The organism is Quyinboa sediminis, from assembly GCF_042219855.1.
Classification (GTDB): domain Bacteria; phylum Bacteroidota; class Bacteroidia; order Bacteroidales; family UBA5342; genus JBHJHP01.
Genome location: NZ_JBHJHP010000007.1, coordinates 240789 through 256717, shown reverse-complemented (window position 1 = coordinate 256717; position 15929 = coordinate 240789). Strand labels below are relative to the sequence as shown.

The 15929-nt window shown below is 40.7% G+C and carries 15 protein-coding genes and 1 tRNA gene; 10 read left to right on the top strand and 6 right to left on the bottom strand.

What is annotated here, in order from left to right:
• Nucleotides 1–741 precede the first annotated feature (741 nt).
• Nucleotides 742–1113, top strand: a complete 372-nt coding sequence (locus tag ACE1EF_RS16610) for a YraN family protein (protein WP_375721817.1) — start codon at nt 742–744, stop codon at nt 1111–1113.
• A 68-nt stretch (nt 1114–1181) separates the two neighbouring features.
• Here the strand turns inward: ACE1EF_RS16610 and rodA are convergent, their stop codons facing one another.
• Genes rodA through purH form a run of 6 tightly spaced genes read right to left on the bottom strand, consistent with a single transcriptional unit; the run spans nt 1182 to nt 8413 of the window.
• Nucleotides 1182–2603 carry a rod shape-determining protein RodA gene (gene rodA, locus ACE1EF_RS16605; RefSeq protein ID WP_375721816.1) on the bottom strand — a complete coding sequence of 474 codons (1422 nt, stop codon included), beginning with the start codon at nt 2601–2603 and terminating at the stop codon, nt 1182–1184.
• The gene (gene mrdA / locus ACE1EF_RS16600; RefSeq protein WP_375721815.1) at nt 2584–4422 is read right to left on the bottom strand and encodes a penicillin-binding protein 2; all 1839 of its coding nucleotides are present in this window, start codon (nt 4420–4422) and stop codon (nt 2584–2586) included. The genes rodA and mrdA overlap by 20 nt, the downstream gene beginning before the upstream one ends.
• Entirely contained in the window at nt 4415–4936 is a 522-nt protein-coding gene (gene mreD / locus ACE1EF_RS16595; protein WP_375721814.1) for a rod shape-determining protein MreD, read from the bottom strand. Before mreD ends, mrdA begins: the two co-directional genes overlap by 8 nt.
• Nucleotides 4929–5759, bottom strand: coding sequence for a rod shape-determining protein MreC (gene mreC / locus ACE1EF_RS16590; RefSeq protein ID WP_375721813.1), 831 nt, complete (start codon nt 5757–5759; stop codon nt 4929–4931). Before mreC ends, mreD begins: the two co-directional genes overlap by 8 nt.
• Nucleotides 5760–5794: 35 nt before the next feature.
• Complete coding sequence (locus ACE1EF_RS16585) at nt 5795–6814, bottom strand: rod shape-determining protein (protein ID WP_375721812.1); 1020 nt, start codon at nt 6812–6814, stop codon at nt 5795–5797.
• Nucleotides 6815–6826: 12 nt separating this feature from the next.
• A complete protein-coding gene (gene purH, locus ACE1EF_RS16580; RefSeq protein ID WP_375721811.1) occupies nt 6827–8413 on the bottom strand; it encodes a bifunctional phosphoribosylaminoimidazolecarboxamide formyltransferase/IMP cyclohydrolase in 1587 nt (528 codons plus the stop codon).
• Nucleotides 8414–8743: 330 nt separating this feature from the next.
• On the opposite strand from purH, the gene ACE1EF_RS16575 reads away from it, so the two are divergent.
• From ACE1EF_RS16575 to ACE1EF_RS16535, 9 genes are all read left to right on the top strand, one after another.
• Nucleotides 8744–8818: transfer RNA gene (locus ACE1EF_RS16575), tRNA-Val, on the top strand.
• Nucleotides 8819–8862: 44 nt separating this feature from the next.
• Nucleotides 8863–9135 carry a GIY-YIG nuclease family protein gene (locus ACE1EF_RS16570; RefSeq protein WP_375721810.1) on the top strand — a complete coding sequence of 91 codons (273 nt, stop codon included), beginning with the start codon at nt 8863–8865 and terminating at the stop codon, nt 9133–9135.
• 64 nt (nt 9136–9199) lie between these two features.
• A complete protein-coding gene (locus tag ACE1EF_RS16565) occupies nt 9200–9472 on the top strand; it encodes a GIY-YIG nuclease family protein (protein ID WP_375721809.1) in 273 nt (90 codons plus the stop codon).
• Between the two features lie 349 nt (nt 9473–9821).
• Nucleotides 9822–10796 carry a hypothetical protein gene (locus tag ACE1EF_RS16560; RefSeq protein WP_375721808.1) on the top strand — a complete coding sequence of 325 codons (975 nt, stop codon included), beginning with the start codon at nt 9822–9824 and terminating at the stop codon, nt 10794–10796.
• A 5-nt stretch (nt 10797–10801) separates the two neighbouring features.
• Complete coding sequence (locus ACE1EF_RS16555) at nt 10802–11740, top strand: T9SS type A sorting domain-containing protein (protein WP_375721807.1); 939 nt, start codon at nt 10802–10804, stop codon at nt 11738–11740.
• Nucleotides 11741–12013: 273 nt separating this feature from the next.
• The gene (locus ACE1EF_RS16550; RefSeq protein ID WP_375721806.1) at nt 12014–12883 is read left to right on the top strand and encodes a prephenate dehydratase; all 870 of its coding nucleotides are present in this window, start codon (nt 12014–12016) and stop codon (nt 12881–12883) included.
• Nucleotides 12867–14024 (top strand): pyridoxal phosphate-dependent aminotransferase, encoded by a 1158-nt coding sequence (locus tag ACE1EF_RS16545; RefSeq protein WP_375721805.1) that lies wholly within the window; start codon nt 12867–12869, stop codon nt 14022–14024. The genes ACE1EF_RS16550 and ACE1EF_RS16545 overlap by 17 nt, the downstream gene beginning before the upstream one ends.
• Nucleotides 14025–14035: 11 nt before the next feature.
• A complete protein-coding gene (locus ACE1EF_RS16540) occupies nt 14036–15106 on the top strand; it encodes a bifunctional 3-deoxy-7-phosphoheptulonate synthase/chorismate mutase type II (protein ID WP_375721804.1) in 1071 nt (356 codons plus the stop codon).
• Between the two features lie 24 nt (nt 15107–15130).
• Nucleotides 15131–15925: a prephenate dehydrogenase/arogenate dehydrogenase family protein gene (locus tag ACE1EF_RS16535; RefSeq protein WP_375721803.1), complete on the top strand. Its 795-nt coding sequence runs from the start codon at nt 15131–15133 to the stop codon at nt 15923–15925.
• Nucleotides 15926–15929 lie beyond the last annotated feature (4 nt).

Here is a 15929-nt window from a genome sequence, read left to right as displayed (position 1 = left end):
AACTGAAGGGGTAGGCAAATGAAGGCACTTAATATATAATAAAAATGTCATCCTTTCAGGATTTTCTTTCATCAAAGAAAGTACACAGTTACAAAAATAACAACCCTTCGGGTTTTGTTGTGTAGTTATAGCCGGTCTGTAAATTTGGTGTAATCCCAACGGGATGTCATTATTGTAAAGAATAGATAAGACGAAAAGCATAAACCCGGAACGGGTGACACTGTTATAATAAACTAAATGATCAAAATAATCAGATCCTGAGATATTAATACTGTCATCCTTTCAGGATTTTTTCACATCATAGCAAGTTCACAGTTACAAAAATAACAACCCTTCGGGTTTTCTTATTTGGTCATAATTCGTCTGTAAGTTGAACATAATCCCAACGGGATGTCATTATTGTAAAGAATAGATAAGACGAAAAGCATAAACCCGGAACGGGTGACACTAGCATAATAAAATAAATGATCAAAATAATCAGATCCTGAGACATTAATACTGTCATCCTTTCAGGATTTTCTTTCATCACAGCAAGTTCACAGTTACAAAAATAACAACCCTTCGGGTTTTGTTATTTGGTCATAAATCGTCTGTAAGTTGAACATAATCCCGAAGGGATGTCATTATTGTAAAAAAGACCGTTAATATATGGTACTGTAAACCCGGAACGGGTGGTATTATTAGATGCTTCTATACAATTATGAATTTTCGTAACTTTATAATTCCTTAAACTCAAACCAGATGACACAAAACAACCGAAAAAAAGGTAACCGTGGAGAGGAACTGGCACGGATATATCTACAGCAACACGGCTATCATATCAGGCATACCAACTGGCAGTTCGGACACAAGGAACTCGATATTGTAGCAGAAAAGGACAGCTTATTAATTGTGGTAGAGGTTAAGAGCCGGACCACCGATATTTTTGAAAATCCCGAAGATGCCGTTTCGAACAAGAAAATCAGGATGATCATTGATGCCACAGAAGCATACCTCGAAACTTATGATGTGGATTTGGAGGTTCGGTTTGATGTTATAGCGGTCTTGTTTCAGCCCGGTAAAGCGCCTGAAATTGAACATTTTAAGGATGCATTTATTTCCCCCATCTGGTAAATGTAAACGCATGAGAAATCAGTAACTCAAAAGTCTTGATTCCTGTGTCTTGATTCCTGTGTATTAGGTTAAGCCAGTATCTGCATCCGGTTAGAATCAAGTTTCAGGAAGATGAAAAGGAGGATTGTGAAACCCCATAACGATGAACCCCCATAACTGAAAAAGGGTAGTGGTATTCCGATTACCGGAGCCAGTCCGATTGTCATTCCAATATTGATTATAAAATGGAAAAGAAAAATGGAAAATACACCGTACCCATATATCTTTGAGAAAAGGCTTCGTTGTCGCTCGGCAAGATAAATTAACCGGATCAGAAAGAATGAAAACATGGCTATTACAGTAAAGGTACCTAAAAATCCCCATTCCTCGCCTACGGTACAAAAGATAAAATCTGTACTTTGTTCGGGTACATATTTAAATTTGGTATACGTACCGTTCAGAAATCCTTTACCTGTGAACCCGCCCGATCCTATGGCAATCCTTGATTGTTTCACATTGTATCCAGCACCACTCGGATCACTTTTAATACCCAGCAATACTTCTATTCGCGTGCGTTGATGATCCTCCAGCACTTTTTCAAATACATAATTGGTTGAAAGGGTATATCCTATGGAGATAATAAGGAACAGTCCGGCCAGCGCGAGAACCCTTGACTTATCTACCAGGGCCTTAAAGAAGAGGTATGCGGCACTTAAAATAATCACGACTGTCAAAACCATTTTAAGGTCCGGCTTATAAATTCCGAACACATTCAGTAGTAAAAGAATACCGGTTGCAGTTGCTGAAATTATCGCAATTCCAAGAAGTATTCTGTACTTTTTCTGAATCAGTATGCCAATAATAGCGAGTGCCAGAATCATAACCAGCACCATGCTTTGTGAGTAGATTAATGAAAAGATAAAATACAGCACCGCGAGAATGGCAGCTGTCAGAAATATTCCGGATAAGCCCTGACGGTACATGACCAGAACAAGGGACGCATATACCAGGGCTGATCCTGTGTCGTTTTGCAAAAGGATCAGTGCAGAAGGAAAAAAGGTTATAAAAAAGGCCAGTGCCAGATCTTTTATCCGGTTAAAACTGAAATTGAACCGGGACAGAACTTTGGCCAGTGCCAGTGCTGTGGCAAACTTCATGAACTCTGCCGGTTGAAGCCTGAAAGAGCCAATAGCTATCCATGATGTGGCCCCTTTAACTTCCACTCCAACTACCAGAACGGCAACCAGTAACAGCAGAATAGCAGCATATATAGGATAGGCAAAAGCTTCAAAGAATTTACTGTCCGTTAATAAAACAACAAGAGCAAGAACCACTGAAGCCCCTATCCAGAGCAGTTGTTTTCCGGCACGGGTATCCAGGTTTATACTCATGGAAGGCTCATCACCCAGACTGGATGCAAAAATACTGATCCATCCAAATCCGATAAAGAAAAGGAACAAAAGGATGGTTATCCAGTCAAGTGATCGTATGCTACTCTGTCTCCTGTCCATGATCAATTAGATTTGTTTCAAGCATCTGATCTTCATAATACTTGTGATAGGGCGGAATACTGTCTGTAATGTATTTTTCCATTAACAGAGTCGTTATCGGAGCTGCGTAGGTAGATCCAAACCCGGCGTTTTCTACCAGGGTGGATATGGCAATTTGTGGATCATCAAAAGGCGCGAATGCAAGAAATACAGAGTGGTTCTCACCCTGTGAGTTTTCTACAGTACCCGTTTTACCTCCCATTTCCATTGATCTGTTCCTGTACCATCTTGCTGTACCATGTTCCCCTGAAAATACCTCTCTCATGCCTTCACGGATAAGCTTGAAATTTGATGAATCAACCTTTGTCCTGTGCAGTTCAGTATATTTTTCCCTGACATATTTTTCATGTCCGATTGATTTGACAATGTGCGGGATATAGTATTTTCCGCTATTGGCCATTACGACGGCTTCATTGGCAATCTGAATGGGTGTAACCAGTAATTCTCCCTGCCCGATAGCCAGAGACCGTATAGTGTTTGCCCGCCATACATTACGGTAAACCTTATCATAATAGGATGCCTCAGGAACGGATCCGTTATATTCGTAAGGCAGATCGATTCCCAGTTTTTTCCCAAACCCGAAGCTTCTGACATAATCTGCCCATTTTACATATTGTGATTCCACCTCTTCAAGGGTGGGCCTTTCGATGGTCTGATAAAAGGTTTTGTAAAAGAACGGATTACACGAAAGTTCAATTGCAGTAACCACGTTTAAAGGTGATACGTGAGAGTGCGAACAACCAATTGGTTTGGAAGCTTCACCCTGGCAACTGAATAGGGTATACTGGTTGATGGATTGTTCCTGGAGCGCGATGGCTCCAACCACCATTTTAAAGGTTGAGCCGGGGGAGTAATTCCCTTGTATGGCTCTGTTTATGAGTGGTTTGAGCGTATCGGTATTCAGCGATATAAAGGCATCAGAACGTAACCTGCCGGTTAGCACTGTTGGATCGAATGTGGGTGCCGAAACAAGGGCCAGCACTTCCCCGGTTTTGGGTTCAATGGCAACAACACTGCCCAGTTTGTTCTGCATCAGTTTTTCTGCATAAATCTGCAGATCAATATCAATGGATAGTGTAATGTCTGATCCGGTTACCGGAGGCTGGTCATAAGCTCCGTTTTTGTATGATCCCTTTTCTCTCCCAAAGCGATCCACAAATATCAGCCTTTGCCCCTTTTCTCCTCTCAGAAACTCCTCGTAAGTTTTTTCAATTCCGCTCATACCTGCATAATCGCCGGATTTATAGAACGGATCATCTTTAATCATTTCCGGTGTTACCTCACCCAGATAGCCCAGTACCTGCGCTGCATTCGGATAATTATAGGCTCTTATGGTCCGTTGCTGTACATAAAAACCCGGAAACTGATACAGGATTTCCTGTAAAAAAGCATAGTCTTTGGCTGACAATTGCGAAAACAGAATAGATGCACGGTTCCATGACCAGTTTTTTGCTTTCGTCAGCTGCCTGGCCAGCGCTTCAGGTGTTACATTGATGGCACTGCATAGTTTAAGAGTATCAAATGCTTCCAGCTTCTGAGGTAATACCATCAGGTCGTAAGCCGCTTTGTTGTAAACCAGAAGTTTCCCGTTGCGGTCAAAAATCTTACCCCGCGACGGATATACGATTTCGGTCCTTATGGTGTTGTCGTCTGCAGAAAGCCGGGCTGTTTCATCAACAACCTGAAGATTAAAAAGGGATATAACAAATACAAGAGCGATGATCAGTACCATTCCGCCCAATATAAATTTTCTGCTATCTCTGTCCCTGAAGCTATTCACTAAGCAAGGTCCGTTTTGAAGTGCTTGACTGTGTTAAAATAATGAGAATCAGTGTAAATACTGAAGAGTATAAACTGTATAAAAGGGTAATGCCGGAATTCTTCAGTGAAAACGCATCCAGAAAGAAAAGTGCAAGGTGATGCAATATGACCAGAATTACAGCATAGCGCATGTACCAGGCCCATCCGTAATGAGCAACAGACGGATGTGTTCCCGGTTCATAGTTGTCCCTGGGTTCCATAAATGGTAGTAAGAGGTTCCGTAGAAAACCGAGAAATACCGTGGCCGCTGTATTGATCCCCGGAGTGGACACAAAGAGATCAATCGTGAATCCCATTAAAAAACTTAGCAGTAAAACGCCGGATTTAGAAACATTAAAGGGAAGGGCCAGAATAAACACAATGTAAAGATATGGATTAATATGATCCATAAAGTTAATATGGTTCAGCACTGTAATCTGAAGCAGAACCAGGAAAACAAAATAGAGCACATATTTTGCAATAAGTCTAATCATCGCTTTCTTCCAATACTTTTAATGAATCAATCTCGTGTTTATATTCATTTCCAATCACTTCCACATAGTACAGCGATTTAAAATCCACAGCCAATCTAACGGTTATATCATAAAAATCATCATCTTCATCCGACACGATTTTATCGATATAGCCAACCGTAATGCCAGCCGGGAAGATAGACCCGAAGCCGGATGTGAAAATGGTATCTCCGACAATCACATCAGCATGATTCTCAATAGCTTTTAATTTTGCATACTCGTAATCAATGCCGTCCCATACCAGCGAACCGAAAAAACCGGTTTGGCCTATTTTTGAGCTGATAGCCTGCTGTGTATTCAGTATCGGCGTCACAATGGCATAATGTTTCGATGTTCCCTTTACTGATCCCACCAGGCCCCTGGCTGAAGTAACACCCATTTCGGGTTTTATACCTTCTGCGCTACCCTTGTCAATCGTAATATAATTCATTCTGCGGTGAACGGAATTATTTACAACACGGGCCGGGATGAAGTAAAACTCTTTTTGAGGCATTGAATCGTTGTAGAATGCAACGCTTCCTGTATCTTTTTTGTTGTAAAAGAGCAGATTTTTCAGCGCAGCATTTTCAACAGACAGTTGAGCATTTTCTTTTTGTAACTGGAAATAATTTCCAATGGCTTTTGATTGCTCATACACATACCCTGCAATGCCACTTCCTGAATTGAGAAACGTAGCACGTTGGTAAGGATTATTGTTGAAAATGAGCACAAAAGCTATTGCCTCCAGAAAAATGAAGAGGAAAATATTCTGAAACCGTATGAAGAAACGGATCAAATTCCGCATAGATCAGTGTCCCATATTTGGTGCCTTGTGGCTGTTTAACGAAGCAGGAACTGGAATTTGTCAACATTCTTAAGCGCTATGCCTGTTCCCCTGGCAACGGCATGCAACGGATCGTCGGCAATATGAACCGGAATATTGATCTTGTCGCTCAGACGTTTATCCAGACCTCTTAACAATGCACCTCCACCTGCAAGAAAAATCCCTTTGTTAACAATGTCAGAGTAAAGTTCAGGCGGTGTCTGTTCAAGTGCGCTTAAAACTGCAGCTTCAATTTTTGAAAGTGTTTTCTCAAGGCAGTGAGCAATTTCCTGGTACGAAACCGGAACTTCCATCGGAAGAGCAGTCATGGCATTCGGACCACGTACGATATAATCCTGTGGTGGTTCTTCCAGATCTGTCAATGCGGCTCCAACATTAATTTTTATGAATTCTGCTGTACGTTCCCCAACTTTAATGTTATGTTGGCGACGCATATATTCCATGATATCCTGCGTAAGATCGTTACCCGCAATTCGTATGGATTTGTTGGATACAATACCACCGAGCGAGATAACTGCAATCTCGGTTGTTCCACCACCAATATCCACAATCATACTGCCTTCAGGTGCTTCAACATCAATGCCAATGCCGATTGCTGCAGCCATAGGCTCGTAAATCATATAAACCTCACGGCCTCCGGCATGTTCAGAAGAGTCTCTAACCGCCCTGATCTCAACTTCAGTACTTCCCGATGGAATACAAACCACCATTTTCAGTGAGGGTGAGAAGAGGCGGGGTTTTTTGTTGATCATCTTAATCATGCCACGAATCATTAATTCTGCAGCGTAAAAGTCAGCAATTACACCATCGCGCAAAGGATGTATAACTTTTATATTTTCATGCGTTTTCCCATGCATCTGACGAGCTTTTTCTCCCAAAGCGATAAGTTTGTCATCTCTTCTGTCAAGGGCAACAACTGATGGCTCGTCAACAACGATTTTGTCGTTATGAATAATAATAGTGTTCGCAGTACCCAGGTCAATAGCAATCTCCTGGGTCAAGGAAAATAATCCCATGTTGTGTTCTTTTTAATGTTTAAAGTGGCGTCTGCCGGTAAAAACCATTGCAATTCCAAATTCGTCACATGCTTCAATAACCTCGTTGTCGCGGATGCTTCCACCCGGTTCAACGATATATTTTACACCATACTCGTTAGCAGCTTCAATGCTGTCCCTGAAAGGAAAGAAAGCGTCGGAGATTAAAACAGATTTTTCAATTTCAACACCTTCCTTGAGGTTAAAACGGGGCATTGTAAGATGTCTCAGACTGTCAAGTCGGTTGGGTTGTCCCATGCCGGCTCCTGTCAGCCAGAAGGATCCATCTTCCTGTTCGGTTACAATTGCAATCGCATTACTTTTTAAATGTTTGCAGGCTGTAATACCAAACCGGGCAAGATTCATTTTATTATCTTCAAATTTCACTTTGGTCACTTGTGTAAAGTCGCTGTCCATTCCTTCATCTTCGTCCTGTACCAGCATGCCACCACTGATGGAACGGAATAACTTTTCACCGGTCGTTTCATTTTTCACCGGTATTTCGAGAACTCTAAGGTTCTTTTTCTTTGCCAGCACCTCTTTGGCTTCATCACTGTATGAAGGTGCAATAATGATTTCAATAAATTTTTTGCTGAACCATTCTGCTACATCTTGTGTCACTTCTTCTGTAAAGCAGATGATGCCTCCGTATGCGCTCACCGGATCACCGGCCCATGCCAATTCAAGCGACTTCATTATATTTTCTGTTACAGCTAAACCGCAAGGATTAAGATGTTTAATAACAGAGACTGCAGATTTATTCCTGAGGTGCGTAACAGCATGATATGCATCACTGGCGGATTTCCATGCTGCGTCGGCATCCAACAGGTTGTTGTAGGACAATGCCTTGCCCTGCAGGATTTTAGCATTGGCAAGTGAAGCGCCATCACTGACGTTATTAAATTTAAAGAATGTGGCACTCTGATGCGGGTTCTCGCCATACCGGAGTACATGACCGTTGTTCAGGCTGATCCGGGAAGTGTCAGCTTCTTCATTAAAATATCCGAAAATGGCTGCATCGTAATGAGATGAAACGGCAAAGGCATCACGCGCAAATACTTTTCTTTCTTCAAGGGTTGATTCTGCCCCCCTAGTCTTCAGGATATCAAGTAATTTACCATACTGAGCCTGCGACGGTACAATGATAACATCCTTAAAATTTTTAGCTGCCGCCCTAATCAATGATATACCTCCGATGTCAATTTTTTCTATGATATCCTGTTCTGCTGCACCAGAGGCTACGGTATCTTCAAAAGGATAAAGATCAACAATAACGAGATCAATTTCAGGAATGTCATATGATTTTATCTGATCATTATCTCCGCTGTTTTCTCTTCTTGTAAGGATACCACCAAATATTTTAGGGTGCAAAGTCTTGACGCGACCGCCTAATATCGATGGGTAAGAAGTAAGGTCTTCGACCGCTGTACAAGGGATGTTCAGAGATTCTATAAAACTTCTGGTTCCACCGGTACTGATCAGTTGAACACCTTCGTTATGTAGTTTGGTAATAATTTCGTCCAGATTTTCTTTGTGAAATACAGAAATAAGAGCAGATTTAATTTTTTTATTTTCAGACATTTACACTAATATTAAAATAATTAAATGCAAAAATATAAAAAATAGCCAATTCATTCAACTTGTTTAATTTTTTTGTGCTTTGAATTATTAACTTTTTATCAGGGCGGATATTGTGTGAGATTTGGGTGTGTTCGTAATATCCACTAATACAGTTGATTATGGTAATAATATTGACCAGTCAATTGGAGAATAGCCTACTGGTTACAGTCGAAATAACACTATTCGCAATTTTTAAAATATAATTTAGAGGAATTCGAATATTTTTTATCAATTTCTTTGCAGGAATAAAAACTTAGCATATATTTGCACCGCATTTGAAAAAAATGACACGGGCGGTTAGCTCAGCTGGTTCAGAGCACTTGGTTTACACCCAAGGGGTCGGGGGTTCGAATCCCTCACCGCCCACAAAACTTCACAATTAAGGTGAAGTTTTTTTTTACCCGCAAACCATGTTTTACACTTACATTTTATATTCCGGTGTTTTAGGTAAATTCTATATTGGGTCAACCAAAGATATTGCCAACAGGCTGGAGTGGCATAACGTTAAAGGTCATGGATTTACCAGTCGTGGCCGGCCCTGGGTTCTGGAATATTTTGAAGCCTATGAAACGCGTGAGGAGGCAAAACAGAGAGAGGAGCAATTAAAGCGTTGGAAGAATAGCAAACGGATAAGATCATTAATCGGGAAAGGCACAAGGGGTCGGGGAGTTCTCCCGACATAACCTGTCGGGATCACCGCCCACAAAACTTCACAACTAAAGGTGAAGTTTTTTTTACCCACAAACCATGTTTTACACTTACATTTTATATTCCGGTGTTTTAGGTAAATATTATATTGGGTCAACCAAAGATATTGCCAACAGGCTGGAGTGGCATAATGTTAAGGGTCATGGATTTACCAGTCGTGGCCGGCCCTGGGTTCTGGAATATTTTGAAGCCTATGAAACGCGTGAGGAGGCAAAACAGAGAGAGGAGCAATTAAAGCGTTGGAAGAATAGCAAACGGATAAGATCATTAATCGGGAAAGGCACAAGGGGTCGGGGAGTTCTCCCGACATAACCTGTCGGGATCACCGCCCACAAAACTTCACAACTAAAGGTGAAGTTTTTTTTTTACACGCAAACCATGTTTTACACTTACATTTCTTGTTCGGATTTGCATGTTTAATCTGATTGTCGTAGTTATTCTGCTTTTAGATTAGAACATCAAATTCAGCCTACCAAAAAAAATGCTACAAGTTGAGGTGTGAAAAAATAATTGAAAATTCAGGTTTAGTTAATGGACATATCTCTTTTAAGTTTGTATATTTAAGCTCCTCAGTTACTGTTTAATCAAATTCGCATTTTGGATTTATACATGCCTTCCGGGTATGAAAATATACGTTTAACTCTCTAAAAATTATGACATCATGAAAAGACTGTTTTTTACTTCATTTATTTTTTCATTTATTTTTTTAACGCATTCTTATGGCACCAAATGGCGCGTTAATAATACCGCCGGAATTGATGCTGACTTCACAACATTTAAAGCAGCTCACGACGCTGCATCACCGGGTGATACTCTTATGTTTGAAGGTTCAAATTTAGCCTATGGTGATGAAGATACTTTATCTAAAAAGCTTATAATTATTGGTCCCGGTTACTTTTTAGGTGAAAATGAAATTGGTAACGATAATATTCTTCCGGCTGAACTTGGTGTCCTTTATATTGATTCTGCAGGCAGGGGATCGGTTATTATGGGGATGTCAATATTAGGTGGCTTTGATGCTTTAAGAGTAGATGCAAGTGACCTGATAATTGAAAGAAACCGTATTAACGGTTCAGTTGCCTTCTGTTATGAAAAACCTGTTCAAAATGTAGTAGTCTCAAAAAATTATTTAGCAGAAATAGATACCCGATGGAGCTCAGAAACCTTATTTGCCACAGGTTTAATAATAACAAATAATATTGTTACCTCAGTTATTGGTTTCAATAATAAAACTACAGCTACAATTACAAATAATGTGTCCGGGGGGCATATAAACGCTAATAATTCAGTAATTAAAAACAATGTTTCGGCATATTTGGTTGCAAGGGACGGATCAACATATCAATATAATGTGGTAGTTCATGATGCACCAGTTGGTATAGGTAATATTGGTAATGTAGCGTGGGATGATATTTTTGTTACAGCCGAAACATCCACCGACGGAGAATTTGTGCTATCAGAAACATCGGTGGCTAAAGAAGCAGGAGAAAGTAGTGCTGACTGTGGAGCATTCGGAGGAGATGATCCTTATATTTTATCAGGATTACCCCCCATGCCGTTTATTTATAATGTTGAAATTCCGGCGACAGCAACCGGAAGTTTGGTAGTAAAAATTAACGCCAGAAGTCAAAAATAAGCACTATGAAAAAGTTATGTTTGATTTTTCTGGTATTCCCGTTGTTGTGTTTTGGACAAACACTGACACAGGGAGAGTTTTTTGTAGATAATGATCCGGGATATGGAAATGGCTATTTAATGGGGTTTACACCAAGTGAATCGCTGACCCTGGTTTCGGAACTTTCGCTTGAGACAGTTACTCCGGGATTCCATACGTTGTATTACCGGTTGAAGGATGATGTAAACGGTTGGGGTCAGACGTTTTATCAGAATGTATTTGTATCCGTTCCTTCTCAGAGTATAACCCGGGCGGAGTATTTTATTGATTCCGATCCTGGTTATGGAAACGGAATCAGCTTGTTTAATGGATCCAGTGATGTTGCAGATATGCATACAGTGATCCCGCTTTCAGATATTAATCCTGGCTATCATGTTTTGTTTTACAGGTCAAAAGATGAAGGATCCTGGGGCGAAACATTCCGGCATCCATTTTATAAAACGATGACGCCGAAACTAAATGCCATTCTTTATTCATTTGATGACCAGGAGGTATTGTTTAAGATTGATCTTGATCAGGAAATATGGGAACTGGATAAGGATTTTGATATTGATGTCAGTTCGCTTTCTAAGGGTGATCACACCTTACATGTCTGGGTTCAGAATACAGATGGCATTTTGAGTGAGGTGTGGAGTGATTCGTTTTATGCAGGGGCAAACAGCATCAATAATCCTGAAACAGCGGGTGTCGGACTTTATCCCAATCCTGCTACGGATTTTGTCAGGTTCAATACCGAAGATGAGATTATTTGCGTGACCTTGATTTCACTGAAAGGAAGCGTGATAAAATCATATTCAAGTGTAGATAAGGAAATCAATGTGAGTGAAATACCTGATGGTTTATACCTGGTAACGATTAAAAGTGTACGGGGAATTTCGGTTCATCCTTTGGTAATAAATCATTAGAATTTCAACGTATAATGTTTACATTAATTAAAGATTTTAAGCAAAAACTCACATTTTTAATGCATTTGTGTTTGATCAATTAAAAATTGGTTATATTTGCGCAAACAAAATTAAGGAAATGAAATCCGGTTACTTTTTTAGCTTTTTCTTTTATTTCTACTTTAAAAAGGTGGCGGGATTTTGTATGCAATGAAATGAACATATATTATAATACAGAATCCCGCTGAAAAGCGGGATTTTTTTTTGGTAACATCAAAAGATAAAAATATTACGATGGTAAAGACAAAACAGGTAGCCATTCAGGGAATCGCAGGAGCATTTCACGAAATAGCAGCAAAGGCATTTTTCGAGAATGATGATGTGGATATAATTCCCTGTATAACATTTAAGGATGTCTTCAATACATTAAGAAAAGATGGTTCTGTTTATGGTATAATCGCTATAGAAAATACGCTTGCCGGCAGTCTACTCCCAAATTACAATCTTCTCAGAGAGTCAAACTTCAGCATAATAGGTGAATATAAACTGAGGATTAAGCACAACCTTTGTGCATTGCCCGGTCAGAAGATCGGGGATATTCGCGAAGTTTATTCACATCCAATGGCTTTGATGCAATGTGAGGATTTCCTGGATCAGTATCCTGCCATGCGCTTAATTGAATCAGACGACACCGCTCTGAGTGCAAAGAATGTGACATCGGATAAAATGCTAGGGGCTGCTGCTATTTGCAGTGATCTGGCGGCCAGAACCTATGGGCTGAATGTCCTGGCAGAGAGCATCGAAACCAATAAGAAAAACTTTACACGTTTTCTTATTATTGGTGATCCGTGGAACCTTTCAGCCGATTTTGCGTTAAAAGAAGTGGTAAACAAATCGTCCGTTGTTTTTGCATTGCCGCATGAGGAGGGAAGCCTTTCCAAGGTATTGACCATCCTTTCGTTCTATGGCATCAACTTAACCAAGATTCAGAGTCTTCCGGTCTTAGGCCGTGAATGGGAATACATGTTTTATGTGGATCTGACGTTCAACGATTATATCCGTTATCAGCAATCGCTGGAAGCCATAAAACCGCTGACAAAGAACATGAAAATATTAGGAGAATATAAACAAGGAAAACAGTCACACGATGATTTCACCAGCTGAAAGAATTAGTAACGTAAAAGAGTATTACTTTTCAGTTAAACTGAAAGAGATTGCTAAAATGCGGTCTGAAGGCATTGATATTCTGAATCTGGGTATCGGTAATCCGGATATGCCACCTTCGGATGAAACCATTGAAGCACTGCACAAAGCATCTTCAAAAGACGGAGATCATGGCTATCAGAGTTATATTGGTATTCCGGAGCTCAGAAAGGCTTTTGCTGAATGGTATAAAACATGGTACGGTGTTTTGCTTGATCCGAATTCAGAAATCCTGCCCCTGATAGGAAGTAAGGAAGGAATAACGCACATTTCACTGGCTTTCCTGAATCCGGGCGATGAAGTGCTGGTTCCTGATCCGGGTTATCCGACGTACAGCTCGGTGAGTGAACTGGTTGGAGCTAAAATCAGAACGTATGATCTGAAAGAAGAGAATGGGTGGTTTCCGGATCTGGATCAACTGGAGCAGGATGGAGTGGAAAAGGTTAAGATCATGTGGATCAACTATCCGAATATGCCTACCGGTACACCGGCTACAAAAGAATTGTTTAAAAGCATTGTTGCTTTTGCCAGAAGAAATAATATTCTGGTTGTAAATGATAATCCATACAGCTTTATCCTTAATGAGCATCCGATGAGTATTCTTGAAGTTGAGGGTGCTAAGGATGTATGTATTGAACTGAATTCGATGTCTAAAAGTCACAATATGGCCGGATGGCGTATAGGGATGGCGGCTGCAGATGCAAACATTATAAACTATATCATCAGGGTAAAAAGCAATGTGGATTCTGGCATGTATAAACCCCTGCAGCTGGCAGCAGCCGAAGCCTTAAAAGCACCTAGGTCATGGTACGACGCCAATAATGCCGCATACCAGGAACGTAAGAAGCTGACATTTGCTATTATGGACAGGCTGGAATGCAGTTATGATATGAAACAAACCGGGATGTTTGTATGGGCAAAAATTCCGGATCATATAGAATGTGTCGCTGATTTTTCGGATTCAATCCTTATGAAAGCAAATGTTTTTATAACACCAGGATTCATTTTTGGTGAAAACGGGAAAAGATTCATACGCATATCGTTATGCAGCTCAGAGAAAATGCTGAAAGAGGCATTAAGAAGAATAAATGAAAAAATGTAAACAGAAATAAAATGCTTGACTTAGAAAAATTCACATTACCGGGTCTGAATACGGAAAGACCGTTGGTTATTGCCGGGCCCTGCAGTGCCGAGACTGAAGATCAGGTTATGGCAACCGCAAAAGAACTTGCAGCAAGAGGGGTACAGATCTACCGTGCCGGAATCTGGAAACCAAGAACGCGTCCGAACATGTTTGAGGGTGTTGGGGAAAAAGGGCTGAAATGGTTGAGACATGTAAAAGAGGAAACCGGAATGTATGTGGCTACAGAGGTGGCAACAGCCAAACATGTTTACGAAGCTTTAAAGCAGGGAATCGACGTGCTTTGGGTTGGTGCCAGAACATCTGCAAACCCTTTTGCAGTGCAGGAAGTGGCCGATGCCCTGAGTGGAGTTGACATACCTGTACTGGTAAAGAACCCGGTAAATCCGGATGTGGAGTTATGGATCGGAGCCATGGAACGCATTAACCAGGCCGGTATTAAACGATTGGGAGCCATACATCGTGGATTCAGCTCATACGACAAACGCATCTACAGAAACCTTCCGCAATGGCATATCCCGATTGAACTGCGCCGTAAGGTGCGTGAACTGCCTATTATTTGTGACCCGAGTCATATTGGCGGTAAACGGGATCTGATTGCTCCGATATCACAGCAGGCCATGGACCTGAATTTTGACGGGCTTATTATTGAAAGTCATATCTGTCCGGAAAAGGCACTGAGTGATGCCGCTCAGCAGGTTACGCCTGAGGCTTTATTCGAAATTATTTCCAATTTGGTATTGCGTGATGCAACAAAAACCACAGAGGATCTGTCGATTCTACGCCGCAATATCGATGAACTGGATGATCAGTTACTGGAGGTGCTGGCTAAACGTATGCGGATATCAAGGGAAATAGGACAGTTTAAGAAAGAAAATAATATGACAATCCTGCAAACAACGCGTTATGATGAAATTCTTCAGAAAAGGGTAGAGCAGGGGAGTGAACTTGGCCTGAGCAGCGATTTTATGATTAAGATCTTAAAAGGGATTCACGAAGAATCCATCCGTCATCAGGTGGATGTGATGAATGCAAAGGACTAATCCGATAAAAAAACATTCAGCGATATGAAAATCCTTGTACTGGGTGCCGGGAAAATGGGCACATGGATCACCGATTGTCTTTGTTTCGATCACGAAGTGGCAATTTATGACCCGGATCATAGAAAACTACGTTTTGTATTCAATACAATCAGGATGACCAATCCTGAAGAGATTGAGGCTTTTAAACCGGAACTGGTGATAAACGCGGTAACCCTGAAGTATACCATTGAGGCGTTTGAGACAGTGATTCCGTATTTACCTGAAAATTGTATTCTTTCCGATATTGCATCTGTGAAGAACGGTTTGAAAGACTACTACAAAAACAAAGGTTTCAGGTTTGTTTCCACGCACCCGATGTTTGGACCAACATTTGCCAACATCCAGGATCTGTCTACACAGAATGCAGTAATCATTTCAGAATCAGATCATCTTGGTAAGGCCTTTTTCAAGGATTTTTATGGAAGTCTGCGCCTGAAAATTTACGAGTATACCTTTAAAGAGCATGATGAGATTACGGCATACTCCCTGTCAATACCATTTTCTTCAACGCTGGTTTTTGCTGCCTGTATGAAAAATATTGAGGCACCGGGAACCACATTTAAAAAACACATGGCTATTGCCCAGGGATTGCTTTCGGAGGATGATTATCTGTTATCCGAAATTCTGTTCAATGAGTATACCTATGAACAGGTTGAAAATATTCGCAAGGAGCTCAGGTATCTTCTTGACATTATAAAAGATAAGGATTCTGAAAAGATGAAAGCCTTCCTGTCAAAGGTTCGGAATAATATTAATCACAAAAAACCATCCGCCGGCTGACGGA